General features: G+C 59.7%; 24 protein-coding genes. 5 read left to right on the forward strand and 19 right to left on the reverse strand.

Features of this window, described 5'->3' with window-relative positions; all coding sequences use genetic code 11:
• Positions 1-47: 47 nt before the first annotated feature.
• Entirely contained in the window at positions 48-845 is a 798-nt protein-coding gene (locus O4220_RS13155) for an enoyl-CoA hydratase/isomerase family protein (RefSeq protein ID WP_269605401.1), read from the forward strand.
• Positions 846-847: 2 nt separating this feature from the next.
• A complete protein-coding gene (locus O4220_RS13160) occupies positions 848-1,621 on the forward strand; it encodes a crotonase/enoyl-CoA hydratase family protein (protein ID WP_269604832.1) in 774 nt (257 codons plus the stop codon).
• Between the two features lie 71 nt (positions 1,622-1,692).
• On the opposite strand, the gene O4220_RS13165 is transcribed toward O4220_RS13160, so the two are convergent.
• The 4 genes from O4220_RS13165 to O4220_RS13180 form a co-directional block, all read right to left on the reverse strand.
• Positions 1,693-2,814 (reverse strand): cytochrome P450, encoded by a 1,122-nt coding sequence (locus O4220_RS13165; protein ID WP_332112822.1) that lies wholly within the window; start codon positions 2,812-2,814, stop codon positions 1,693-1,695.
• 177 nt (positions 2,815-2,991) lie between these two features.
• Positions 2,992-3,711 carry an SDR family NAD(P)-dependent oxidoreductase gene (locus tag O4220_RS13170; RefSeq protein ID WP_269604834.1) on the reverse strand — a complete coding sequence of 240 codons (720 nt, stop codon included), beginning with the start codon at positions 3,709-3,711 and terminating at the stop codon, positions 2,992-2,994.
• 93 nt (positions 3,712-3,804) lie between these two features.
• Entirely contained in the window at positions 3,805-5,037 is a 1,233-nt protein-coding gene (locus O4220_RS13175) for an LLM class flavin-dependent oxidoreductase (RefSeq protein ID WP_269604835.1), read from the reverse strand.
• 47 nt (positions 5,038-5,084) lie between these two features.
• A complete protein-coding gene (locus O4220_RS13180; protein ID WP_269604836.1) occupies positions 5,085-6,164 on the reverse strand; it encodes a hypothetical protein in 1,080 nt (359 codons plus the stop codon).
• A 210-nt stretch (positions 6,165-6,374) separates the two neighbouring features.
• On the opposite strand from O4220_RS13180, the gene O4220_RS13185 reads away from it, so the two are divergent.
• On the forward strand, positions 6,375-7,499 hold the full coding sequence (locus O4220_RS13185; RefSeq protein ID WP_269604837.1) for a nitronate monooxygenase: 1,125 nt from the start codon (positions 6,375-6,377) through the stop codon (positions 7,497-7,499).
• On the opposite strand, the gene O4220_RS13190 is transcribed toward O4220_RS13185, so the two are convergent.
• The 15 genes from O4220_RS13190 to O4220_RS13260 all read right to left on the reverse strand — a co-directional run bounded on the left by O4220_RS13190 (position 7,489) and on the right by O4220_RS13260 (position 21,501).
• The gene (locus O4220_RS13190; RefSeq protein ID WP_269604838.1) at positions 7,489-8,907 is read right to left on the reverse strand and encodes an acetyl-CoA acetyltransferase; all 1,419 of its coding nucleotides are present in this window, start codon (positions 8,905-8,907) and stop codon (positions 7,489-7,491) included. The genes O4220_RS13185 and O4220_RS13190 overlap by 11 nt on opposite strands.
• Positions 8,908-9,043: 136 nt before the next feature.
• Positions 9,044-9,823: an enoyl-CoA hydratase/isomerase family protein gene (locus O4220_RS13195; RefSeq protein WP_269604839.1), complete on the reverse strand. Its 780-nt coding sequence runs from the start codon at positions 9,821-9,823 to the stop codon at positions 9,044-9,046.
• Positions 9,823-10,593 carry an SDR family NAD(P)-dependent oxidoreductase gene (locus O4220_RS13200; RefSeq protein WP_269604840.1) on the reverse strand — a complete coding sequence of 257 codons (771 nt, stop codon included), beginning with the start codon at positions 10,591-10,593 and terminating at the stop codon, positions 9,823-9,825. Before O4220_RS13200 ends, O4220_RS13195 begins: the two co-directional genes overlap by 1 nt.
• A gap of 68 nt (positions 10,594-10,661) precedes the next feature.
• Positions 10,662-10,976, reverse strand: coding sequence for a hypothetical protein (locus O4220_RS13205; RefSeq protein WP_269604841.1), 315 nt, complete (start codon positions 10,974-10,976; stop codon positions 10,662-10,664).
• A 17-nt stretch (positions 10,977-10,993) separates the two neighbouring features.
• The gene (locus tag O4220_RS13210) at positions 10,994-11,521 is read right to left on the reverse strand and encodes a flavin reductase family protein (RefSeq protein ID WP_269604842.1); all 528 of its coding nucleotides are present in this window, start codon (positions 11,519-11,521) and stop codon (positions 10,994-10,996) included.
• Positions 11,522-11,682: 161 nt separating this feature from the next.
• Positions 11,683-12,180 carry a nuclear transport factor 2 family protein gene (locus O4220_RS13215; protein ID WP_269604844.1) on the reverse strand — a complete coding sequence of 166 codons (498 nt, stop codon included), beginning with the start codon at positions 12,178-12,180 and terminating at the stop codon, positions 11,683-11,685.
• 85 nt (positions 12,181-12,265) lie between these two features.
• On the reverse strand, positions 12,266-13,471 hold the full coding sequence (locus O4220_RS13220) for an acyl-CoA dehydrogenase family protein (protein WP_269604846.1): 1,206 nt from the start codon (positions 13,469-13,471) through the stop codon (positions 12,266-12,268).
• Entirely contained in the window at positions 13,468-14,592 is a 1,125-nt protein-coding gene (locus O4220_RS13225; RefSeq protein WP_269604848.1) for an acyl-CoA dehydrogenase family protein, read from the reverse strand. The genes O4220_RS13220 and O4220_RS13225 overlap by 4 nt, the downstream gene beginning before the upstream one ends.
• On the reverse strand, positions 14,561-15,049 hold the full coding sequence (locus O4220_RS13230) for a nuclear transport factor 2 family protein (protein WP_269604851.1): 489 nt from the start codon (positions 15,047-15,049) through the stop codon (positions 14,561-14,563). Before O4220_RS13230 ends, O4220_RS13225 begins: the two co-directional genes overlap by 32 nt.
• Before the next feature lie 38 nt (positions 15,050-15,087).
• Entirely contained in the window at positions 15,088-16,329 is a 1,242-nt protein-coding gene (locus tag O4220_RS13235) for an acyl-CoA dehydrogenase family protein (RefSeq protein WP_269604854.1), read from the reverse strand.
• Between the two features lie 55 nt (positions 16,330-16,384).
• Positions 16,385-17,461 (reverse strand): phosphotransferase family protein, encoded by a 1,077-nt coding sequence (locus tag O4220_RS13240; protein ID WP_269604856.1) that lies wholly within the window; start codon positions 17,459-17,461, stop codon positions 16,385-16,387.
• Complete coding sequence (locus tag O4220_RS13245) at positions 17,458-18,225, reverse strand: SDR family NAD(P)-dependent oxidoreductase (RefSeq protein WP_269604858.1); 768 nt, start codon at positions 18,223-18,225, stop codon at positions 17,458-17,460. Before O4220_RS13245 ends, O4220_RS13240 begins: the two co-directional genes overlap by 4 nt.
• Positions 18,226-18,377: 152 nt before the next feature.
• Entirely contained in the window at positions 18,378-19,541 is a 1,164-nt protein-coding gene (locus O4220_RS13250; RefSeq protein WP_269604860.1) for an acyl-CoA dehydrogenase family protein, read from the reverse strand.
• Positions 19,542-19,569: 28 nt separating this feature from the next.
• A complete protein-coding gene (locus O4220_RS13255; RefSeq protein WP_269604862.1) occupies positions 19,570-20,337 on the reverse strand; it encodes an enoyl-CoA hydratase/isomerase family protein in 768 nt (255 codons plus the stop codon).
• A 21-nt stretch (positions 20,338-20,358) separates the two neighbouring features.
• Positions 20,359-21,501 (reverse strand): thiolase family protein, encoded by a 1,143-nt coding sequence (locus O4220_RS13260; protein ID WP_269604864.1) that lies wholly within the window; start codon positions 21,499-21,501, stop codon positions 20,359-20,361.
• A gap of 117 nt (positions 21,502-21,618) precedes the next feature.
• Here O4220_RS13260 and O4220_RS13265 point away from each other — a divergent pair, with 117 nt between their 5' ends.
• Both O4220_RS13265 and O4220_RS13270 read left to right on the forward strand, forming a co-directional pair.
• On the forward strand, positions 21,619-22,902 hold the full coding sequence (locus O4220_RS13265) for a bifunctional 3,4-dihydroxy-2-butanone-4-phosphate synthase/GTP cyclohydrolase II (protein WP_269604866.1): 1,284 nt from the start codon (positions 21,619-21,621) through the stop codon (positions 22,900-22,902).
• Positions 22,903-22,996: 94 nt separating this feature from the next.
• On the forward strand, positions 22,997-23,947 hold the full coding sequence (locus tag O4220_RS13270) for a PDR/VanB family oxidoreductase (RefSeq protein WP_269604869.1): 951 nt from the start codon (positions 22,997-22,999) through the stop codon (positions 23,945-23,947).
• Positions 23,948-24,004 lie beyond the last annotated feature (57 nt).

A 24,004-nucleotide genomic window follows, 5' to 3' on the forward strand; every position in this document is an offset into this window, starting at 1 on the left:
CTAATGACATAGTGTCAGAGTTCGGTTCTCGACGAAAGGCCCATGTGATGTCGATTTTCAGATCCGAGTCTCTATGCGCGACGGCAGACGGGCATGTCGCCCGGTTGGTGTTGACTCGACCCGATGAGATGAACCCATTCGACGAAAACATGCACTCCGACTTCGTGAATGCACTCAGCGTGATATCTACAATGCCGAACATTCGAGTAATCCTGCTGACTTCGACGGGACGGGCATTCTCGGCTGGTGGCGATGTTGGAATGATGCGAGAGGTCGCGTCCGACCGCGAGCGGGCGCGGCGCATGATCGACAACGGCTATCGTCTTTTCCTCACCGTGCTGGAGCTGCGAGTTCCCCTCGTGTGCGCTGTTCAGGGTCCCGCGATGGGCTTGGGCGCCAATATTGCTTTCGCCGCAGACGCGCTCGTCGCCGTGAAGACTGCCAGATTCGCGGACTCTCATGTTCTGATGGGTCTGGTCGCCGGGGACGGCGGCGCTGTCGTGTGGCCGCAAGTTGGCGGCATGATGCGTGCGAAATGGCACCTACTCACCGGTCAGCCGATCACAGCCTCGGACGCTTACGCCGCGGGCATGATCACCGAGGTCGTGGATACGGTGCCCGAACTCGAGCCTGCCGCAGAAGCCATCGCACAGCGGCTGGCAGGACTCCCACCCCTGGCTGTACAAGGAACGAAAAAAGCCATGAACCAGATCTTGCTCGGCAGAGCACGCGAAGCCCTTCAGGTCGGCTTGATGTACGAGCTCGACACAATTGGCTCCGAAGACATGATCGAAGCGACAACTGCATTCCTCGATAAGCGCTCCCCGACATTCGTAGGACGGTAACGATGACCGACTCAGAGGTTACCTATCAGGTCACCGGACACACTGCCATCATCACGTTGAACAGGCCCCACGTCCGCAACGCCGTCAACGCTCAGATGGCGAAAATGATCGAATCCTACTGCGACACTGCCGATTCTGATGACCATGTATGGACTGTGGTGGTGGCTGCGGCCGGGAATGCATTCTGCTCCGGCATCGATCTCAACTCGGTAGCATCCGGCGGGTTTCGCGACGTATCCACCGAGCGCGGGGGCTTCGCTGGATTCGTGCAGCGAAAAAGAACCAAACCGTACATCGCCGCCGTCGATGGCCCTGCACTGGCAGGAGGCTGTGAGATCGCTCTTGCGTGCGACCTTGTGATCGCCTCCGAAGCCGCGACGTTCGGTATCCCTGAAGTCAAGCGCTCGTTGATCGCAGCGGCCGGTGGTTTGATGCGGCTGCCGCAGCGACTTCCACGAGGCGTTGCGATGGAAATGGCCCTCACGGGCGACCCGATATCGGCATCCACGGCTGCCGGATTCGGCCTCGTCAGCGAAGTAGTTTCACCTGGTCAAGCGCTGAACTCGGCCCTCGGATTGGCCGAACGCATCAATCTCAACGCACCGTTGGCCGTTCGCGCGAGCCGCACCGCAATGCTGGATGCGCTCGACGCTCCCGACGGTGACGGCTGGCGCATCTGCTGGCGTGCCGCAAAATCATTGTTCGACACAGACGATTTTCGGGAAGGACCCACTGCGTACCTCGAAAAGCGAGCCCCCGAATGGAAGGCACGCTGAATCCTCCACGCGAACCAATACCGATCCCGGCTGAACGGACACATGCTCCGCTTCAGCCGGAATCGGCCGTTCTAACGAGTCGTCGCCGGCATACTGATGTACCCGTTGACAACCGAGGCGTTCGGTAGGGGTACAGCCGCATCGCCGTCCACCACCAAGTCCGGCATCAGTTCGAGAATGGACTCCAGTACCATCACCAGTTCTTGGCGAGCGAAGTTCGCTCCAGGGCACCTGTGCACGCCCCAACCGAAGCTCAAGTGTCGGTTGGGTTTCCGGTCGAACTGGATCTCGTACGGAACGGGGAATGCGTCCTCGTCGAAGTTCGACGCCGCCCACGAAAGAAGTACACGATCACCGGGTGCCATCCTTACCCCACCAACTGTCACATCCTCGGTGACCGTCCTGCCGGAAAACACTGCCGGGGCAAAGTAACGAACGAATTCGTCCACCGCCGACGGTAGCAACGACGGCGTTCCCACAAGAACAGCCTTGCGTTCAGGGTTCTCGGACAGATATCTCAGGATGTGTGCAATGAGACTGCTGGTCGTGTCGAAACCACCACCGAAGACCACCCAGATCACTTCGACGATTCGGTCGTCAGAGAGCAGAACACCGTTTTCGTCCTCGGTGGCAATGAGAACGCTGACCAGGTCACTCCCCGGGGCCTTCCTTCGTTCCGCGATCAACTCGCGCAACTTGGCCTGGGCACGCTCGATGTCCATCAACAACCGCGGAAATTCTCGATCGCCAGGTTTGAGGAAGGCCTGTTCGTGAACAGGCTTGACGTAGAGCTCCCAGTCCTCGGTTGGCAGACCGAAGTAGTCCAGTGTCAGCATCGCTGTCAGAGGGTTGGCCAATTCGTCCACGACATCGAAGGCCTGCAGTTGGGCAACGCGCTCGACGTGCGCATTGACAACTTCCCGCATACGGGGAAAGTAGGCCCTGAGCGCGTCTCCCTGAAACCACGTAGTGACCACGCGTTTGAGTGGTGTGTGTTCAGGCGGGTCCGTCTCGAGGAAGCCGAGGCGCACTGGGCTTGCAGGAATCAAAATCCCGCCGCCCGGCCCTTCGCCCAAGTCGTTCGAATTTGCAAAAGTTTCATGATTCAATGCAAGATCGGACACCTCCTGTCGTCGCGAAATCACATGGTAACCACCGCTGTTGGAAGTGTGCAGCACCGGACACTTGTGCATTTCGCCATAGATCGCGGGAATGCTCTTCTGCACTTCGGCGGAGTTGTGGTCGAAGTCGTCGATCAGGACTTTCAATCGGTCGGTCACGTTGGTGTTCCCTTTTGTGGTAGCTCCGACCGCGAAGTGCAAGGCGCTGCGACGGTCGTGGACGTGCTCTAGCAGCAGATCTGGAGCAGCTCAGACGGCGACGAAGCCGCCGTCGATGACAAGTTCCGAGCCGGTCATGTAGCTCGCTTCATCGCTGGCCAGGAAGAGAATGCCGTTGGCGATCTCCCTCGTCGATGCCGCTCTGCCGATCGGAGTCATTCCCAGAACTGCCGCGATGGCAGCGTCGCCGGCCTCCTTGAGGAGCCCGGTGTCGATCAGACCGGGAAACACGGAGTTCGAACGTATGCCCGCGGCCGCGTAGGTCACAGCGACGTGTTTGGTCAACGTCCTGATTCCACCTTTGGTCGCTCCATACGGTGCCATCGTAGGTGTACCCGTCAGCGCAACGGTCGACGCTATATTGACAATCGAGCCGCCGTTCGACTTCACCATTGCTGGTATGGCAGTTTTGAGCCCCAGGAACGTTCCGGTCAGGTTGACGTTGAGGACTGAGTTCCAGTCGTCCAGCGTGACATCGGTCAACACGTCGAATGTCTTCACGATCGAGGCGTTGTTGACCAGTATGTCGAGCCCACCGTGTGTTTCGACGATCTCATCGACCAAGGCTGTCCAGTCATCGGGATCCGACACGTCGAGATGCCGCTGATGGACACCGTCCGTCTGGTAGTCCCCAAGAACCACATCGCCCGCGTACACGATCGCACCTTCCGATGCGAACAATTCCGCAGTCTCGCGACCGAGCCCCTTGCCGCCTCCGGTGATTATGGCAATTTTGTCTTTCAATCTCACAGTAGTTCCTATTCTGTTGCCGCGCAGGGGATGTGGTGCCTTGGAGCTTCTCCGCGGCCGACGCTGAACAGCACGCCGGCCGCGGAGAAGGACCTACATGAACTTGGCGAAGACCTCTTGGCTCACACGCTCGAGCTGGCGCATCGTGACCTCGGGCGGAAGTGAACCCTGCCCCGCCTGCTGATATGCCAAGTGGCTGACATTGGCACCGATCCCGTGACCGGTCCGTAGATCGTCGACCTGCTCCGCTACATCCGAGGGTGTGCCACACAGAATGAACTTTGTATCGACCCACCGTTTCGCAAGAGCCTCGGGTGAATCGAACATCAACGGGAAGTTCGCAGGGTCATCCTCCGGTCGCCTCCAGTTTTCCATGAAGCCGAAGTTCTGGAAGTAGTCGTAGAAGACCTGACCCGGGCCCCGCACTGCGATGTCGAACGCTTCGTCGTACGAGTCGCCGACGATTACCTCGCGCACCGGACAGACGTTCTCACCGAGCTCGACATCACGGCCGACGCCAGCTGCCGTCTTCTGGAAGAGCTCGAGAAAATCCTGGAATTTACTGGGGTCGCTGTTACTGATGAGCATGTTGTAGCCCTCGGCGGCGGCGTTCACCAGCGTCTGCGGGTTAAGTGTGAACGGAAGCCACAGCTGTGGATACGGCCGGCTGTACGGAGCCGGTACGACTCCGATCTTGGCGATCGTATCGTCGTCGTTCACTTCACCAGGACTGCCGTACCGCCGCGCGATCGCGGCGCCGCCGTAATTCTTGATGCCTTCGTAGGGGAACGGGACCTGTATGTGCTTACCGTTGTAGTTGAACGCGTCTTCGGTCCACGCGAGCTTGATGACCTCGACATACTCGGTATAGATCTCGCGATTGCGAGTATCGGATTCCGAACCCGGCATTCCGCTCGTCACGTTTTCTTGCTGCGCCATGGTTTGCATCCAGCGCGCTTGGTAACCGCGGGCCAAGGCCACCTCGATGCGGCCCGGGAACATCTGGTCGAACATCGCCGCTTGTTCGGCTACATAGAGGGGATTGGTGGAGACCGGGACAAGAGACAAAGGAATGAACTTGATGTTGCGGGTGAGCGTGGCGAGCTTTGTGTACAACATCATTGGCTGCGAGTTGACCTCGTAACCTTCGGTGTGGAAATGATGCTCGGCTGTTCCGTATCCGTAGAAACCGAGTTCGTCGGCACGTAGAACTAGCGCTTGAACCTCTGCAAGCATCTTCTGGTAGGCCTCGGTATTTCGACCGATCGGTGCCAGTTTTTCCTTGTCACCAGGAATCTGCGGAATGTGACTGAGAACGAACTTCATGAGATCACTTTCTTTTTCTGTGTTCGAGAGTGAATATGTTCAGCACGTCATCCGACAATGGATTTCCGGGTACCGAGGTCCCGGAAGTCCGGCGTGTGGTGGGTGAACACCGAGGGCGAGACGAACCCGGGGGCAGCCTCGCAGACCACGGAGATCGCCTGAATGATCGGCATCGCCGTGATGTACGACGTCAAAAATGTTTCGTCTCCGGGCCGGAAGTGCGAACGATCCACCAAAGAGGCATACGCTGAGATATCAGCTCGAATCGATACCGGCTTACCCTCTACCTCGATGATCCATCGGTCGTCGCCGCTGAATACCCATCGAATGACGGTCCTCAATCGCTCTTTACCGTCGATCGTGGCCGAGTAAATGTATTCGAGATTGGACACGTTGCCCTTGGCGATCGTACCCGTCTTGAGGACCAGATCTTCGTCCGCCACCGAATAATTTGTTTGCATCGATATCTCGACCGGTTTACCGAACAGGGCGAGGCCGACTTGAGTCAATTCTTCTGCGAAAACGGTCATGAGCAGGTTGTCGAGAAAAGGATTCGGAGCTTCGGCGACCGACAAGGGCTGACCTACGCCGAACACTTTCATGGTTTCCAACGATGTCCCCGAGACGTTGACGTACTCCTCCATCGTCACCGACTCGAGTTCGGTACACATTCCCGTCAGCGCAACAGCAATTCGCTCGAAGAAGAATCCTGGCTGCTCGCCTGTACCGTGCAGGCTCGAACCACCTGCGATGCAAGCGTCTTCGATACGCCGTGCGTAGTCCTCCCCATGGTAGGGCGGGTAGAAGTAGGCGGTTGCGGAAATGACGTTCTTACCGGACTCCAAGAGCGCGATCGTATCGGCGTTCATTCCGTCGGGGTCGATAGGCGGCTGCCCGCAGTAGAGAACACAGTCAGCGTCGAGCGCAAGGACCGACTCTTTGTCCGTACTGATCTTCAGCCCCGACGGCGACTCGCCGATGAACGTTCCGACATCGAGGCCCTCCTTGCTCGCACTGTGCGCCAGCACCCCGACGACCTCGAACTCCGCCCGGCCGTGCAACAACTTCAGGCATGCCGTTCCCACAGCTCCCGGGCCCCATACGATTATCTTGTAGGGATCGCGCATATGTCACTGTCTCCTATTGACGATTGCCGCTCAACCGAATTCGTCGAGTGACATTGACGGAAACCGGCGTCCATTTCCTGCACCGGCTCGGTGTGACTAGACTAACAGTCCGTCAGCGACTGTGCAATGCGGCATACGGTGACGTTACGATCTCGGACAGTTGTTCCGTGCGCCTGACACCGGTGTGCGGGCACCACAGGGAAGGCTCGGATGAAGACAGCGATCTGCGCGATGCTCGGAATTGATTTCCCACTGATCGCATTCACCCATTGCGCCGATGTGGTTGTGGCAGTGACCAATGCGGGCGGACTGGGAGTACTCGGAGCTTCAGGCAGATCCCCGGCTCAGTTGGACGACGACCTTGCTTGGATCGATGCGCGAGTCGCCGGTCGACCCTATGGCGTGGACATCGTGTGTCCAGCGTCCGATACATCGACGACCGATGCGGCTGATCCTGCGCGCATGGCAGATTCGGTTCCCGACGGACACCGACATTTCGTCAACCAGTTCCTCAAGCAACACGACCTGCCGTTCCGGCACGAGCAGAAGGACATGAACAACCCGATGCGGGTCGACCACGCGATGGGACAACAACTGCTCGATGTCGCGTTTCGCCATCCGATCGCTCTCGTCGCCAACGCACTGGGCGTGCCGCCACGAACCATGATCGATACCGCTCATTCGTCAGGTGTACTCGTCGCCGGGCTCGTCGGGACAGCCAGGCACGCTGTCGAACATGTGGCCGCTGGAGTCGATTTCGTCGTCGCCCAAGGTACGGAAGCCGGCGGTCACACCGGCGAGATCAGCACGCTCGTGCTGGTACCCGAAGTTATCGAAGCGTTGAGGCACACTCGACACGTACCGGTCATTGCGGCCGGTGGCATCGTGACCGGACGTCAGATGGCTGCCGCCATGGCTTTGGGGGCGGAGGGAGTATGGACCGGCTCGGTCTGGTTGACCACTGCAGAGGCGGAAACGCCTGCTGCCACCGTGTCGCGGATGCTCGAGGCTTCCTCGACCGACGCAGTGAGAAGTAGGTCGCGAACCGGCAAACCATGCCGCCAACTACGCTCTACTTGGACTGACGCGTGGGACGCAGACGCCAGCCCACCGCCTCTGCCGATGCCGTTTCAATCTCTGCTCAGTGAGCCGGTGCTTCGAAGAGTGGACCAACTTGCGGAAAGCGATTCGAATGCGCTGGCGTGCGCCACCTACTTCGTTGGACAGGGGGTTGGCCTCCTGCGGTCCAGGCGACATGTTCGTGACGTAATCAACGAAATGCTCGAAGACTTCGTCGACGCCATCGATGGTTTGACCGCCACCCTCACGGACTGAACCCAGGTGCGGTCCGGCGGTTCACCACAACTGCGGTGTTGACGTCTTCACCCGGCTCGACATGCACGTTCAACCCGACCGGTTCCTCGCTACCATCGGTTAGGACAGTAAAACTCGCACGGTCATCGTTTCGAGTGCGGGCGATGAAACGCTTTCCCGACGCCTTCATGGTGCCCACGACGATTCCGGTGCCCGGCGAACCGTCTTCGTTCCATGTCGCAGTATAGGTTTCGATCAATCCTTCCCCCGACGGACGAGGATCCAAATCTATGTGGTCCGTCTCCACCCTGTCTGGTTCTCCAGGAAATTCGGATGCCTGGTAGCGAAGAGTGGACGAACTGCCGCCGAGCACGATTGCATGATGCTTCGTCACGAACTCGCCTTGCCCATAGAGCAATCCGGCCTGCGTCGGCGTATGCCGCAACCGCTCGGTCATGGCTGCAGTTGCGTGCAGCATGTAGTTGTTGCCCGGTCCGCCGAAGAAGCTCAGACCTCCGGTAACAGTCATAGGTGTGTTCCGACCCAATCCGAGGTGCTCCGCAGCCATTTTGGGTACGCAGGGAAAACAACTGTAGAGTTCGACCGATTCGGCATCCGAAACATTCATTTCAGCTCGTGCGAGTACGGTCGTCAGCGTTGATTCCAGGGCGGCCGACCGATCGAACCGCGTTCTCGACAATGGATCCGAGACCTCTCGGGCACCCGCTGCAGCGATCGGCGCGATCAGATGGTGTTCGGGCACGCCCCATGCTCGCGCTCTGGCCCTCGTCGTCACGAGGATCGCGGCGGCTAAATTCACAGCCGGTGCGGCGACCATGAGTCGGGAGTACGGAAAAGCAATCCACCTGTTCGTCGGACCTACCGTTTCGATCTCCTCGGCCGAGCGAGCGTCGGGACGCCACGAGAAAGGATTGCGCGACGCGACTTCCGACATTCGAGCCCAGATCTCCGCGGTCTCCGACTGCCCCTCAGCCAGGGACTGTCCGCGCCGCGCTCGAAACGCGTTCTCGAACAACGGATATACGTCGACTGGCGCACGTAGGCCATGCCGCCATGCCTCGGGGTGCACCAACCCCTTCAACGTCTCGGTGACGCTGGAGGTTCTACTCGGTTTGGTAGGCCATGAGGGTTGCGTACCGGCGCGACGACTACGATTCAACGAAGCCTGCGCTTCTGCGCCGACTATCAGGCCCACGGTAGCGGAACCCTGGGCGATACGCGCTGCCAGTCGGTCCAGAAGCGCTACCGGCTGTTCACCGCCCACCGGACTGTCCTGTTGTCGAGCCGGATCGATCCCGAGGCGACTGGACAACGCTGACGCTGCACCGTGCTCATAACGCCATGAGAGTACGTCCACCACATCGACGGAGTCGATGTGGTGGACGCCGGGCAAACCTGCGTCGTGCATCGCTGCCGACGTTGCTCGTGCCATCAACCCCACTGGGTCCGACATTTCGAGGTCGGAATGTGAACGGTCGATGATCTGTCCGATCCCAATCAGCACCGGTTGTTGGCCCTCTGACATCACGTCGCCGTCTCCTGTCTTATTTGTGCTCGAAAACGGGCTTTCTACGCTCGAGAAATGCCGCCGGCCCGGTTTGCGCATCGGCGCTGTTCGCCACGCGGAGAAATTCTTCCCGCTCGACATCGAGACCGACGTCGAGCGGCTGTGACGAGACTGCGGCTGCGATGGCCCGTTTGATCGACTGAACAGCGATTGCGGGGAGGCCAGCGAGCTGCCGCGCCATTTCCAGGGATTGCTCCTCGACCTCCTCCCGCGGGCACATCCTGCTGATCAGACCCAGCCGCAAGGCCTGCTCGGCTCCGATCGGCGCACCTAACAGCAGCATTTCACGAGCGTGGTGGGAAGGTATCCGCTGAAATAGCCGTTGAGTCCCACCAGCTCCCGGCATGAGACCGATCGATACCTCCGGAAGACCGAACTTCGCTCGCTCACTTGCCACCACGAAATCACACACGAGCAGAAGCTCCAAACCACCCCCCATTGCCGAAGCACCGACCGCTGCAATCGTCACCTGAGGTAGGTCCGCTATCAGTTGATAGAGAGAACCGACATCAGACATGCGTCTTCCGAGCAACTCCGGATCGGCGAGCAGCAGCGGAAGCTCGGTGAGGTCCGCGCCTGACAGAAATGCCGCTTTGCTCGCACCGGAAAACACGACGACCCGGATGTCACGGCGGGACGAGATGCCGGCAACGACATCGTGCAAAGACGACAGAACGGCTTCCGACATCGCGTTGACCGGAGGATTGTCGATGCAGACAATCGCTACTCCAGTTTCGTACGAAACGTCGACACCCATCAACGTGCCGCCAGTCGCGTTCCCGCGTCCAATCGAACAACTTCGCCGTTCAGGAGATTGTTCTCCATCATGTGACCGACGAGAGACGCAAAATCGTCTCCGTTTCCCAACCTGCGGGGGAACAAGGCGATCTCGGTGACGGCAGCTTTTACCTTCTCGTCGACCCCGGCCAACATGGCAGTATCCATGATCCCCGGTGCGATGGTCATCACTCTTATGCCCCACGACGCCAGATCGCGCGCCAGAGGCAGCGTGCTGGCGATCACACCACCCTTGGATGCCGCATACGCCGCCTGACCTACCTGGCCCTCGTAGCCAGCTATGGATGCAACGTTCACAATGAGGCCTCGCTCATCGTCGACGCCCGGCTCGTTGTCCGACATCGCGCGCGCAGCATGGCGCACGACATCGAAGAGACCGATGAGGTTGAGGTCCACGACTTTCTTGTAGAGGTCAAGAGGAAACATTGCCTTGTCTTTGTTCAGAACACGTTTGCCCACGCCGGTACCTGCGCTGTTGACGCACACGTCGACGCGACCGAAAGCCTTTTTGACCTCCCCGAACGCGTTCTCGACACTGCTCGTGTCCGTGACATCGGTGGGGATGAACACAACCGAGTCGCCGAGTTCCGACGCCAGGGAAGCTCCCTCGGAAGCGCCGAGATCAAGGATCGCGGCTTTGCCGCCATTTTTCGCGACCATCGTTACTACCCCGAGCCCAAGACCCGATGCTCCGCCGGTGACCACGGCAACTGAACCATTGATTTTCATGTATTCCTTTTCGTCTGAATTCCGTTTTCGGCGATGCCGGGAGGACGCGTCGCCTGAGCCTGAACTGCCTACCTCTCGTCGACGCTGTCGACGTGAGCTCTGATAGCGCCGTAGGCGTCGATCCAGCCTCTCGTACGTGCAAACTCGATCATGGAGTCGAGACCCGCTTGCCACTTCTGATTCGACCCGGCCTCGCCCGCAATATGTTCCAGGGCAGACCGTCGCACGTGAACATGGGCACCGTCGACCCGACCGAGGGCGGTCGATACTTTTGAAACGAAATTGATGTCAGTCAATTCCGCGTCCGAAATACCCACCAATGCGACTGAAAACGCCGAGAAATCGTCGGGGCGTTCGAGGCCGAATTGCAATGATGCGTTCACGCGTTCGATCAGTATTTTCATTTCGCCCGCCCGTCTATCGTGTTTCGGGTGGCGGACCTGCGACCGGTGAATGCCCCGCGGTGGAAGATCAGCGGTTCGTCTCGGCCCTCGTCAGCACCCAGATGATCGACCATTGCGATCACCACAGTGTGGTCGCCTGCGGGATGTTCGGCGACCACGTGCGCCTCGATCCACGCCGACGCGCCTGCAAGCAGTGGAGCACCGTTGACACCTGGCGACCATCGGACGCCGTCGAATCGATCCCCGCCCGTCGCCGCGAATTGGCGACCCAACGCTTCTTGCTCTACTGCAAGTATGTTCACTGCAACTATTCCGCTCGACTGCATAACGGGCCAAGTAGTCGATGAATGAGCCGGACAGAAGATAATCAGTGGAGGATCCAGTGACGCAGATGTGAACGAGTTCACTGCCATACCGGCCGGACCCTCGGATGTCGCTGCGGTGACGATCGCTACGCCCGTAGGATAACGGCCCACCACGTTACGGAAATGGGCCGACTCCGGCGGGCGCAGTCCACCTCTCATTCGAGTTGCCACTGGAACGGCGTGTCGCTTATTTGACGCATGTTAACAAACTATCGAACTGTCAGTGAAATTACAACGGTCAAATGTGATGCATCTCGAACCCCCGACCCTTCGATGGAGTCGGACCATCGGATGACACCATTTCGGAGGTCGAGAAACTCTCAGACTTGCAGGTGCTTGGATACGTCGCCCATCAAATCGATGCTGAGGAACCGCGACGAAATGGACCACTCGGTGCCGACGCGTTCGAAAGTATCGTCGTAGCTACCGACCAGAATAGGTTGAAGCGCAATCACACCTTCGACCGCCTGCAGCACAACAGCACTGGAGGAGGACGAACCCGTCCCGGCATCCTCGTCGACGTCGATTATCAGGTTCGTGATGACGTGCCGCGTATGTGTGGAACCGTCCTCGTACACGCGCGCTGAGGCACGGAAGAAGCCGGATACAGCGTCCGCTCCTTCGAGACGGACGCGCCCCTCGGGGCCGTCCATCTCCACGACCGCTTTTGCGAACAAGTCGCCCACTCCGTCGAAGTCTGCCGCGTCGATCCGTTGCGCGTAGCGCGCCAGGATGTTTGCTATCGCGTTATAACCTGAAGTGCTCATTGCATCTTCCTCCGTATTGCCCGATGACGATTCAACCTTTGTTGACGTCACGTCGAAGATTATCGCAGTGTCATCGAGAACGTGGCGCTATCGAGCATCGGAGCCATACGGAAAACCGAGGAGGAAGTTTCCTTTTTCACCGGCTCATCGACGCTTTACTGAACGGCAGTTGACGCGTCGGATCCTCCTCGCGAGGCAACCCCAGCACTCGTTCACCGATGATGTTGCGCTGAACTTGGTCGGTTCCACCTCCGATCGAGGTCATGAACGCGTTCATCGACAAGAAGTTCGCTGTGTCCCCGTCGGGATGATCCCGGCCGTCTGCCATACACTCGGCCCCCACGATCGCGGACCGTAGAGCTGCGCTTTCGTGGAGAATGCCCGACATCGACAACTTGCCGAGCGCGGCGACGGCCGACTCTACGCCGGCTGCTGCTTCTGCCTCTGCTCGTTGGGAATTCCACTTGTTCACTGTCCGCATCGCCATCACGGTCGCGAGGCGATCCCGGATGACAGGGTCCTCGAGACGTTCGAAAGTTCGCGCCAGCCCGATGAGGTCTTCCTCGCCCGAATATTGTGTGACGGCCATTGCGTCGTTGTCGCGCCCAGCTCGTGCACGATCGCCCATCACCAAGCGTTCGAACACCAATGCACGCTGAAGTACCTTCCATCCACCGTGCAGCTCACCTAGTCTGAGACCGTCGCTGACCCGAGCTCCGGTGATGAATACTTCGTTGAATTCGGACTCGCCGGTGATCTGTTTGATCGGACGTACTTCGATACCGTCTTGTTTCATCGGGAAGAGGAAAAAAGAAATTCCTTTGTGCTTGGGAGCATTCCAGTCTGTGCGTGCAAGCAAGAAGGCGTAGTCGGCGTCCGCCGCACCGGATGTCCACACCTTTTGACCGTCGATCACCCACTCGTCGCCCTCTCGTACTGCGCGGGTTCGAAGCGAGGCTAGATCTGATCCTGCTCCGGGTTCGGAATAGAGCAGACACATCCGGAATTCCGACGTCAACATCGGCCGCACAAAACTCGCCCTGAGTTCGTCGCTGCCGAAGACGCGAACGGTGTTGGCGTGCATGTTGAATCTATCTTGACCGCTTCCCGGTGCCCCGACACGGTCGAATTCTTCTTCGACGATTGAGGCAAGTGAGTCGGGTAGTCCCCTGCCGTACGAGTCGGTGGGCCACCGCGGCACCGCCCACCTATTCCGGACAACCACGTCGAGCCAATCGGGGTCGCTCAGTTGGCCAGGCACCCACTTCTCGGCAAGGAATTCGCGAACGCCCGAACGTATACCGTCCGGCGTCGGATCGTCCGAATGTTGATCGACAGTCATGAGTGATCCTCCTGCGCCGCTAGCGTGCGGTCGATGAATTTCGCTCGATGAAACTGCGAGTCGCCGAGCAGTACCGCGCTCGTCCTGGCTCGCCGTAGGTAAAGATGGGCGGGGTGTTCCCAGGTGAACCCGATTCCGCCGTGTACTTGAATGTTCGTGTTGGCGGCTTCCACGAATGCATCGGAACAGTAGAACCGAGCAAGGTTCGCAGCTGCGCCGATCTCGGCATCGGAGGTGTCTGCCATGCCGGCGGTGTATCGGGCTGCCGTTTTCGCAGACTCCACTGTCACCAGAAGGTCGGCCAGGATGTGTTTGATCGACTGAAAGCTGCCGATGGGACGCCCGAACTGAACGCGCTCTTTGGAGTACTGCACGGCCATGTTCAACACCCGCGACGCTCCGCCAGCCTGTTCGCATGCCAGAAGCACGCAGGCCCGATCGGCTGCCGCAGCTATTCGTTGTGCCACATCGCCGCTGGGTCTCAACAACGTTGCTTCGGTATCGACGAAATTGACCTCGGCGAGCTTTCTGGTCCGATCCAGAACAGACATCGGTTGACTCGAGACACTCGTCGATTCTGGTTCGACCACGAACATCCGCGGTCCGTCGGTCGTAGCGGCGACCACCACGAAGAGGTCGGCCGTGTGTCCGTCGACGACGTACCCGACGGTGCCGTTCAGTCGCCACGAACTGTTGCTACCGGCAGCCTCGACCTGAGGCGTGCGGACACGTCCCGTCGGAGTCAGCACTGTCCCTCGGACGGACCCGTCTCCGATCGCTGGAAGGTACCGGTGACACGCTTCGACATCGCCCGACGCCACGAGATATTGTGCGGCAGTCATAGTCGATAAATACGGTGAGCACGTCAAGTCCGCGCCCATCTCCTCCAGTACCACGCCCGCTGCTGTTACGCCGAAACCATCGCCTCCGTACTCCTCAGGGAGGGCTGCCGAAAGCACGCCGAGACCTGCCAAATCTCGCCAGAATTCGATCTCGTATCCGCTTGCGGTTTCCATTGTCTTTCTGACCTGCTCTTCTCCCGAGCGTTTGGTCAGGAAGCCACGGAAAATTGTCCGCAGTTCGACAAGTTCATCGTGGGGAGCGAACACCCTTGTCACCATTCTCTCGGTCGCTCGAAGACGCGACGTTCGGGTTGTGGCCGCGGTGCCAAACAACCGTCAACCGCAAAGTCTCGAATTTCCAACGCCCGTCGACGTATACGTGTTCGCTGTCGTAACGGCCGCCCAGAACCCAAGCATCCCCGGCGTCTTCGCTCACGAGGTGTGTTGCCTGTACGTATGCCTTCGATGTGACAGAGTTGTCGTCCCGTCGAACAGCAACATTGCTGATCATGTGATGTGTCCGTAGCCACGACCCCAGTCGATGCTCTGCGATCGCCGCGATTTCGCTCTGCGGTATGGGATCTCGCCAGGCTACGACCAGACTGCCCGTGGGTGAGTACAGATCGGCGTAACCCTGCCAGTTCTTGGAATCGACCCGATCGGCAAACTCTGTGTACAAGGCTGCGATGACGTGATGCAACGCGAGTGCATCCGTCAATTTGGCGGTCTCGGTCATATTGGGGCTCCTCCGATAGTGGACAGTTTGGCTTCTGGCTACGACAGCCGAGCGGTGCGGCGAACCCGCTGCCGTTCGAGTTCTTTCCGACCGAGTGACATCGAATGAACTTCGTCCGGCCCATCGGCGATTCGCAGGCACCGAGCTGCCAGCCAAAGATCGGCAAGGGGGTGATCTTGCGAAACGCCGCCTCCTCCGTGCGCTTGGATAGCCTTGTCCACAACCCATTCCGTCGTCTGCGGCACGCCGACTTTGATTGCCTGGATCTCGGTGTGGGCGGCCTTGTTACCGGCAGTGTCCATGAGCCAGGCCGCCTTGTAGACAAGCAAGCGAGCTTGTTCGATTCGCAATCGCGATTGAGCCACCCAGTCCTGGATGATGCCCTTCTGAGAGAGGGCCGTCCCGAACGTCGATCGCTCATCTGCCCTCGCACACAAGAGTTCCAAAGCTCGTTCTGCCATTCCGATCGCGCGCATACAGTGGTGGATGCGTCCCGGCCCGAGCCTCGCCTGCGAAATCGCAAAACCCCCACCTTCGGTACCGATGAGGTTTTCGGCAGGGACCCGTGCGTCGACGAATTCGATCTCCGCGTGGCCCCCGTGCACACTGTCGTCGTTACCGAAAACCTCGATATGGCGGGTAATTTTGAGCCCTGGTGTATCTCGCGGAACCAGAATCATGGACTGTTGCTGATAGCGCGGTGCCGCTGGATCGGTCTTACCCATCACGATGAACACTGCGCAACGGGGACTCATCGCGCCGGAGGTCCACCACTTCCGCCCGTTGATCACGTACTCGCTGCCAGACCGTTCGATCCGAGTAGCGATGTTGGACGCGTCCGACGATGCAACGTCTGGCTCGGTCATGCCGAATGCCGAACGGATCTCACCATCGAGCAGAGGTTGCAACCATTCCGACTTCTGCTGGGGAGTACCGAACATCTCCAGCACTTCCATGTTTCCGGTGTCCGGTGCCGAACAATTCATTGCTTCCGGAGCCAGAAGAGGGCTTCGCCCAGAGATCTCGGCGATCGGTGCGTAATCCAGGTTGCTCAGACCGACACCGTCGTGTGTCGGCAAGAACAAATTCCACAGACCAGCTGCCCGGGCGGTCTTCTTCAGGTCGTCGATGATCGGACGAGGTGCCCACCTGTCGCCGGATTCCGTCAGGTCGCGGCTTTGCGCAGCCAGCACCGATTCGGCCGGATACACGTGCTGGTTCATGAAATCTTCTGCCCGAGAGCGTAACTCAGCGGACTGTTGAGGTAGTGCGAACTCCATCGAAATCATCCTTGTCAGCGAGTGCGGAATTCCAACGAGTGCCAACCGTCTGCGTTCAGATCGACAGTGTTTCTGCGGCTGCGCGGGCAGCGATCGGCACGATATCCGCGTAGGCACCAAGCCGGGGATCACTGGATTGGCCGGTCGAGGCTCGATTAGTCAACTGCTGCAATGCGATCGCGGTCTTCCACGAACCGAATGCTTCGTACCACGCAAGACGGGACACGTCGAAACCGGTTAATTGCGCGTATCGGTCTCGAAGGTGCGCTCTGGTCCACAAGCCCATGTTCTCCTGCCCCGGCCAGAGCGCCCGCGCGGCTTCACCGGCGTCACCGGCCTCCGGCCAATACGACAGAGCCGTCCCCAAATCGATCAGGGGGTCACCGAGGGTGGTCATATCCCAGTCGAAGACAGTAACGACCCGGGTGGGATCGGCGGGCCGGAACTGACAGTTGTCGAGCTTCAAGTCGCTGTGCACCAGCGACACCCGAACGGGATCAGGAATATCAGCGGCGAATCTCTCACCCAATTCATCCATCACAGGCACGTCATCGTTGGGTCGCGACGCTTCCCACCTCGCGCGCCACCCGCGCACCTGCCGTGCAGTGAACCCCTCAGGTCGGCCGAGACCGGTCAGCCCACATTTGGCAGGATCGACCAGGTGCAGGTCGGCCACCGCTCGAGCGAACGCTTCGCTGACCGACGAGCCAGCCCCCAGGATAGTGCGCATCGGACCTGGTAACTCGTTCCGTATGACCGCTCCACCTCGGTACTCCGTGGTCAAGAACGGCGCGCCGAGGACGGTCGTGTCTTCGCAGTACCCCAGGGCCCTGGGCGCGCGCGGGTACTCCTGCCAGAGGCGAGAGAGCACCCGGTATTCCCTACCCATATCGTGGGCACCGGCAGGGATTTCTCCTCGGGGTGGGCGCCGGACAACGACGCGGGTCTCGCCGAGCACGACATGGAATGTCAGATTCGCCGAACCGTTGGGGAATTGATGCACTTCCATCGCTGCATCAGCGGGGACCTCGAGGATGCCGGACAGGTACTCCTTGAGATTATCCCAGTTCTGCTCGTCCCCTGGACGCACGTCTGCGATCTCCGGGTCGTCGGCAATCTCATAGGTGCTCACTGGTAGCCTCCGTCGACGTTGAGCAGCGCGCCAGTGGTGAAACTTGATGCGGCACTGGCAAGGTAGAGGACCGTACCTGCGATTTCTCGCGGATCGCCCGCACGCTGCAGTGCAATTTTGTTCTTGGCGTCTGCCGCGAACGCGTCCATGTCCCACGCGTTGCTGACATCGGTCAGAAACGGTCCTGCCACGATCGCATTGACCCGGACGTGCGGGCCATAGGCGCGCGCCATTCCCACGGTCAACGAATTGAGGCCAGCTTTGGCAGCGGCATATGGAACTTCGGCCGGTGTCGGACTGTTTGCAGAAGCGCTGCTGATATTGATGATCGACCCCGCGATTCCATCCGACAGCATGCGTGCGGCAACGAGCGCGGACAAACGAAACGGACCCTTCAGGTTTACGTCGAACACTTTGTCGTACAGCTCTTCCGACATCGAGTCCAGAGACTCGTACAGCGGTGACATCCCCGCGTTGTTGATCAACACATCGATTCGACCGAATTCTTCGTAAGCCGCCTCGACGAGCTGCCCGACATCGTCCCAATGACCGACATGGCACCGAACCGGCAATGCCCGCACTCCGTAGTCACGAACGATCTCAGTCGCGAGTTGCTCACAGCTTTCGAGCTTCCTGCTCGCGATCACCACGTGGGCACCCGCGGAAGCCAGAGCACGCACCGACTCGCGGCCGAGGCCGCGGCTGCCACCGGTCACGACCGCAACCTTGCCTGTAAGGCCGAACAAATTATCTTCCATACCCATTTGCCAATCCGCTTTCTTTGTCTCGGCCCCGCCGGCCCTGGCAGGTGGGGCCGGTCACCTCGGACACCAGCTCGTCGAGCTGGATCGCGATATGGAGGCCGCCCGCCTTCACGCCGTACCGACTACGTATACGCATTCGCAAACAGGCATGTTCAGTAACTCCTCGGCAGACCTAGCACGTGTTCGCTGATGTAGTTCAGAATCATTTCGTTGTTGAGCGGAGCCACGCGCAGAATGCGAATCATCGGCCACAGAGTGATGAGGTCGGTAGTGCGGTCGAACGCCGAACCACCGTGAACCTGCATAGCCGCATCGATCGCGTCGTCGGCTGCCTCCGATGCGAGTAGCTTTGCCATGTTGGCGTGGTCGCCTGCCTCACCGCCTGCGTCGTATGTTGCTGCTGCGCGGTACGTCATCACCCGTGCAGCTTCGAGACGTGCCCGTGCATGGGCCAAGGGATGCGCTACGGATTGATAGGACCCGATCGGCGGACCCCACGGAGCCCGCTGCTTGACGAAATCGACTGCGCGAGTGAGGGCCAGGGACCCCAATCCCAGCGTCCAGGCCGAGATGACGATGCGCTCGGCATTGAGAGCCTCGAACATTCCACGCGCACCCTGACCTTCCACGCCGATAAGCGAATCAGCTGGGAGCGTCACATCGTCGAAATAGACAGTGAACTGGCGCTCTGGCGCGTGCCACTCGATATCCATAGCAGAAAGTGAAATGCCGGGAGTGTTCGAAGGAATCACGAAAAGGGATATTCCATCCGATTTTCGCTTCGCATCCACCGCCGCCGTGGTGCGCGCTACGACCAACATGTGATCAGCTTGGTCCGCGCCCGAGATGAAGACCTTCTGACCGTTCATCACATACGACCCGTCATCAGTCCGTCGCGCGAACGTTTTCATCGCAAAACTATTCGTACCCGCGTCTGGTTCCGTCATTGCGAACGAGAACAGCCGATCGGCGGTGAGCGACGGTACAACATGCTTCTCGATCTGGTCGGGGGTTCCGTTCTTGAGGATAGCCTGACGGGCAAACGAGGTCAGCGAGTACAGCATTGGAGGAAGTCCGGCTCGGCTCATCTCCTCCATCACGGCGGCTGTCGCAGTCACACCGCCGCCCGCGCCGCCGATGTCCTCCGGGATACCGAGCGCGAAAAGACCGGAGTCGGCCATGGCCTTGTACAGCTCAACCGGGGCCTCGTCGTTTGCTGCTTTTTCCAGGTAGTACGCGCGATCCCATTTGGCGGTCACGCCGGCAACGGCCTCCCGGATCGCCGCCAACAGGTCGGCAGTCTTATCCATGTTCATCGAGTTGACTTTCCTCTAGGCTTACGTCTCATCGTCCAACGAAACGCGGAATACGTTTCTCCACAAACGCTTTCGGACCCTCAGCGGCGTCGGCACTGCGTAGCACCCTCGTGTTGAGTGCGTGCTCAATGACAAATGCATCGGTCAGTGCGAGACCGCGAACTGCGGCTTCCTTAGCGGTCTGAACTGCAACCGGACCATTGGCTGCGATCCGCTCTGCAATCTCGAACGCCCTGTTCAAGACGTCTTGCGGCGCGGTGACTTCGTTGATCAGACCGACCTCGAATGCTCGGGCCGAGGTGATCTGATCGCCTGTGAGAAGTAGCTGCATCGCCACAGCCCAGGGGATTTGGCGCGGCAACCTGGCATGACTGCCCGCGCCAGGGATCAACCCCCATCGCACTTCACCGAGCCCGAACCGAGCGTCCTCGGAAGCAATCCGAAGGTCGGTCCCGAGCATGATCTCCAGTCCGCCGCCGATGCACACGCCACGCACCGCCGCGACAACCGGCTTGAACAGATCACTGAAGAAACGACGAGTTGGATCCGGGTTCACGACATCGTGCCCGGCCTCGACCGTCGCGGGCAGCAACGTCGCCAGGTCGCCGCCCGCCGAGAATGCCCGTTCGCCCGCACCGGTGACGACAACACAACGAACGCTGTCGTCTTGTCGGACCACGGAGGTCAGTCGATCGAGTTCCCACACCATCTCGAGTGTGAACGCATTCAACTTGGCCGGTCGGTTCAATGTGATAAGCGCGACACCACCACGTTGCTCGTACTCTACTTCGGACATTCTGCGCCTCTCAGCAATTGATCAAATCAATTCGACAACAGTCGCGTTGGCCATGCCGCCGCCCTCGCACATCGTTTGCAAACCGAATCGAATACCGTCTCGCCGCATTCGATGAATGAGAGTGGCCATGAGGCGAGTGCCCGAACACCCGATAGGGTGTCCGAGCGCTATCGCTCCCCCGTCGGAGTTCACAATCGTTCCGTCGGCACCGGTTTCGGCCAGCCACGCGAGTACAACAGATGCGAACGCCTCATTGACCTCGAACGTCCCGATATCAGAGAGATCGAGTCCGGCTTTCCGCAGGACTTTTGCAGTCGCGGGAATTGGCCCGGTCAGCATTGTCACTGGGTCGTCTGCAACTACGACAGCGGTGTGAATTCGCGCCAACGGCACCAAACCCAGCTTCGCCGCCTTCTCGGATGTCATCAACAGCAGAGCAGATGCCCCGTCACTGATCTGCGATGCATTCCCCGCTGTGATGTCGCCGCCTTCCCGAAAGGCAGGTCGCAATTCGGCGAGGGACTGCACGGAGCTTCCCCGCCGTATACCGCCGTCCATGGCCACTGACGTGCCATCCCCGAGTGGTACAGCATGGATTTGCGAGTCGAACGCGCCACCGTCCTGCGCCGCAGCAGCTCGAATGTGGGATTCGGCCGAGTACTCGTCGAGCTGAGTGCGGGAAAGATTCCACCGGTCCACGAGCGTCTGAGCGCTGGAACCCTGGTCCGGAAAAGCTCCGTAACGCCGTTTGCCCAACTTCCCGAACGGCGACCCGGAGGCCATGGACGAACCCATAGGAACACGCGACATGGACTCGACGCCGCCGGCCACCGCGACCTCGTACTGGCCCGAGATCACGCAGGCCGCAGCAAAGTGAACCGCTTGCTGCGATGAGCCGCATTGACGGTCGATGGTCGTGGCTGGAACCGACTCGGGCCACCCTGCCCCCAAGACCGCGTTGCGCCCGATATTGAAAGACTGATCGCCGATTTGTGCCCCGCACCCCCAGATGACGTCGTCGACCACCGCGGGGTCGATCCCGGTGCGCTGCTCCAACCCCTGCAGCACGACCGATGACAAATCAGACGGGTGCACATCCGACAGGGATTTTCCACGGCGCCCGATAGGCGTCCGGATTGCCTCTACAACCACTGCATCTCGCATCCAGACGACCAACCTCTCGAATGACACTTCGCTACTTACTGACGCAATGTTAGCATTAGCACTCGATGATATGAAAGTGGCCAGTGTCACCGAACGGCCCGGTTCAGGAGGCGAACGATGTTCGACAACGCGACAACGGATGCACATACGAGCGAGGACCAGCAGCGGTCGGATGCACCCGAGATCGCCGACGCTCGCGTCGAACGCGCGCTGAGCGAGTTACGTTTGGGCAGAATGGTTTTGGTCGTCGACGACGAAGACCGAGAAGATGAAGGAGACCTCATCGTCCCAGCGCAATTCGCCAGTCCGCGCGCGGTGGCGTTCATGATCAGACACACGAGCGGGATCCTGTGCGCCGCAATGACCGAGCAGCGCGCCGACGAGCTGCACCTTCCTCTGATGACCGACAACAGTGACGATCCACGGGGAACTGCCTTCACCATCTCTGTCGACCTCAAAGGTGTCACTACGACCGGCGTCTCCGCGGCCGACAGAGCTGCAACTGCCCGCGCATTGACAGATCCGGCAACCCGCGCCGAGGACTTGTCTCGCCCCGGCCACGTGTTTCCACTGAGGGCGCGCGCGGGGGGCGTATTGCAACGAGCGGGGCACACCGAAAGCGCAGTCGACCTATGCACACTTGCAGATCTCGAACCTGTGGCGCTCATCGGTGAGATCACAAATGACGAGGGCGAAATGGCCCGACGACCAGAGCTGAGGCAATTCGCGAGCGAACACGGTCTCACCATGCTGTCGGTCGCCGACCTCGTTCGATATCGCCGAGCACGAGCATCGGTGGTCGAACGCATCGCATCCGGACGAGTACCTACCGACGCCGGTCAGTTCACTGCCGCATGTTTCCGTTCGGTGATCGACGGCTGCGAACACGTTGCGTTCGTACTCGGCGACGTGGCCGGTGCCACCGAGCCAGTTCTCACCAGAGTGCACTCCGAGTGCCTCACCGGAGATGTCTTCGGGAGCCGCCGTTGCGATTGCGGCGAACAGTTGGACGCAGCGATGCGCCTGATCGGACAGGCAGGATGCGGAGTCGTCGTCTACCTGCGAGGCCACGAAGGCCGCGGAATCGGCCTCGCACACAAGCTTCGTGCGTATCAATTGCAGGATGCCGGTATGGACACATTACAAGCGAACGAAGCACAAGGCTTACCCGTGGACAGCCGCGAATATGGAGTCGGTGCCGAAATCCTCCGCTCGCTCGACGTCCGAAAGATACGACTGATGACCAACAACCCAGCCAAGTTTCGGGGCCTGTCGGGACACGGAATCGAGATCGTGAATCGGCTTCCGTTGGTCGTTCAACCCAACCCGGAGAATCAGAAGTACCTAGATACCAAACGAATTCGGTTGCAGCACGCTCTTTCTCCCGAACGCGCCTCCTGACCTCTTGGGTCTTTCCTGGTCATCAACCCAATCACCACAACCGAACGTCCAAGTTCCGCGATCGAATGGAACGCGGCAACAGATCGAGGCAGACATGGAAAACTTGTCGGAGACATTCTCAGTTCAGGTCACCAAGCGGCGAACAGTCGCCGAAGACGTCGTGGAAATCTCACTTGGATGGAGCTGTGCGTCACCGCCGTCCTGGGGTCCGGGTGCCCATATTGATGTAATTCTTCCGTCGGGCGCTATCCGTCAGTACTCCTTGTGCAATAAGACTGGGCACAACGAGTTCGTGATCGCCGTCTTGAAGGAGCTTGGCGGACGTGGCGGCTCCCTCGAGGTTCATTCGGCACTGGTAGTCGGAACATGGGTGCATGTGCGAGGTCCACGCAATCACTTCGTATTGAATCCTGCGCCTAGTTATTTGTTCTTGGCCGGCGGAATCGGGATCACGCCGATCATGTCCATGGCGCTCGACGCATCCGAACGCAGAATTCCCTGGTCACTCGTGTACGGAGGGAGAACCCGGTCCTCGATGGCATATGTCGAATACCTCACGTCGATGGCAGACGGCCGAGTGTCGTTGGTCCCTCAGGACGAGGAAGGCCACCCCGACTTCGTAACCCCAATGCAAGAGCTGCCACCAGGTGGACTGGTGTACGCATGTGGGCCTGAACCGATGTTGGCGGCGACCGAGGCTGCTGCCTCGGCAATCTTCCCTCAAGGAAGCCTGCATCTCGAACGTTTCGGAGCGAAAGAAGGTGGGGTCACCGTCGTCGGTGATCGATTCGACGTTGAACTTGCACGCAGTGGTTGCACCCTCACGGTCGGCCCGAACGACAGGCTGATCGACGTGGTGAGAACCGTTGCCGAAGTGCCATTTTCCTGCGAGGAAGGGTACTGCGGATCGTGTGAAACCAGGGTCGTGAGCGGCACTCCGGACCATCGGGACCAGGTCCTCAATGACGACGAACACGAGAGCAACGAGACCATGATGCTCTGCGTCGGCCGCAGCCTGTCGAGAACATTGGTACTCGACTTGTGAGTGGGCCCAACAGCGCCCCGGTGCGGTCGTCGACTGCTGGCCGCTCCGAACGCTCCT

This window comes from Rhodococcus ruber (assembly GCF_027270735.1).
GTDB lineage: Bacteria > Actinomycetota > Actinomycetes > Mycobacteriales > Mycobacteriaceae > Rhodococcoides > Rhodococcoides rubrum_A.